The organism is Roseateles sp. P5_B10, assembly GCF_056400485.1.
The window spans coordinates 1-1,689 of record NZ_JBFULE010001001.1 but is presented as its reverse complement, the minus strand read 5'-3'; the positions used below and the strand labels follow the sequence as shown (position 1 = coordinate 1,689).

The window sequence follows — 1,689 nt, the reverse complement described above, 5'->3', positions numbered from 1 at the left end:
CGGTGGCGCAGGCGGAAGGTCGCGGCCAGGCCGTCGCCGAGATCCTCGTTGCCCGCGAACTCCAGGTGGCTGCGCTGGATGGTGCCGACGTTCGTGCGGCCGGCTGTGTCGCGGAACACGCCCGCGTCGATACTGCCGCTGACCGTGACGTTGGATTGCGCGTTGGCGACGCTGCCGCACAAGGCGGCGCCAGTGACGACGAGAAGGCGGATACGGGTGAAAGCTGTCATGGATTCCCTCTTGTAGGTTGCTTGTCGGCGACGACGAGGGGCTGCAACTTCGATCCGGAAGCCGCACCGCTCGGTGCCAGGGCATTCCAGCACCGGGGGCTTCGCGCGGCGTCGCGTTGTGGCCGCCCGCGGCGGCACGAACTGCGGTTGTGGAAGGCGCGGGCAGCGCGATCTGCGCCGATGCCGAAACCGCGCGGCGCGCAGGCGATTGCTGCGGTTGAGAGGGGCGTTGCCGGCAGCGTCTGCGGCATCATCACGACGCGGCGGCGCGGGTTCAGGTGGCCTGTGTCAGCGGCGTGAAGTGGGGGCGGCCCAATGCGCAGCAGGCCCGCATGGTGCGGGCCTGCTCAGGTCGGCGCGCGAGCTCAGCGCGTTTCGTGGAACAGCTTCTCGATCGGGCAATGCGTCTTCACGAACGGCGACTTGATGACGATGTAGCTGAAGTACTTCTCGATGCCGATGTTGCGTTCGAGCAGGCCTTCGATGACCTGCTGGTAGTGGTTCACGCCGCGTGTCATGAAGCGCAGCAGGTAGTCGTAGCCGCCGCTGACGAGGTGGCACTCGAGGATCTCGTCGACCTCGCGGATCGCGGTCTCGAAGCGGATGAAGTCTTCGCGGTGGTGGTCGGTCAGCGTGACTTCGGTGAACACCGTCAGCGTGTCGCCCAGCTTCTCCAGCCGCAGATGGGCGCCGTAGCCGCTGATGTAGCCGGCCTGCTCCAGGCGCTTGACGCGGATGAGGCAGGGGCTCGGTGACAGCCCGACCGCATCGGCGAGATCGACGTTGGTGATGCGGCCGTTCTTCTGCAACTGGGCCAGGATGCGCAGGTCCAACCGGTCGAGTTTGAGAGCTTCTGCCATGGTGGGTGCCCAAAGGTTGGCGAATGGCGCGATTGTGTGGCGCCGGCGTTCAGCCGCCGGCCATCGCCGTGCGCACGTTGGGTGCTTCCAACGCATCGTCCAGCACGCGGCGCAGGCGCGTGAACAACTCGTCGAGCTCGACCTCGGTGATCGTCAGCGCCGGCGCGAAGCCGAGCACGTGGTCGCCGAAGCTGCGGAACACGAGGCCGCGCTGGTAGCCGAGGGCGAACAGTCGGTCGGCCAGGCCCAATGCCGGGTCGAAGCCGCGCCGGCTGGCCTTGTCGCTCACCAATTCCAGCGCGCCGAGCAGGCCGCGGTAGCGCACGTCGCCCACCAGCGGGTGCGAGCGCAAGGCCTCCAGCCCGGCGGCAAAGCGCGCGGCAACGCGCTGGGCGTTGGCGAGGATGCCGCCCTCTTCGTACAAGCGGATCACTTCCAGCGCCACCGCTGCAGACACCGGATGCGCGGAGTAGGTCGCGCCGTGGCCGATGGGCTGGCCGGCCGGGRCACCGTCGGCGATGCCGGCGTAGACCCGTTCCGACATCATCGTCGCGCCCATCGGCACATAGCCCGAGGTCAGGCCCTTGGCCAGCGTCATC

At 68.2% G+C, this 1,689-nt stretch carries 3 protein-coding genes; all 3 read right to left on the bottom strand.

The window, feature by feature from the left end:
* On the bottom strand, positions 1-230 hold a 230-nt coding region (locus tag AC1DU6_RS30160), incomplete at its 3' end, for a porin (RefSeq protein ID WP_477861721.1).
* A gap of 365 nt (positions 231-595) precedes the next feature.
* A complete protein-coding gene (locus tag AC1DU6_RS30155; RefSeq protein ID WP_457326081.1) occupies positions 596-1,090 on the bottom strand; it encodes an Lrp/AsnC family transcriptional regulator in 495 nt (164 codons plus the stop codon).
* Between the two features lie 49 nt (positions 1,091-1,139).
* Positions 1,140-1,689, bottom strand: a 550-nt coding sequence (locus AC1DU6_RS30150; RefSeq protein WP_477861719.1) for an aminotransferase class III-fold pyridoxal phosphate-dependent enzyme, incomplete at its 5' end; no start/stop codon positions are given.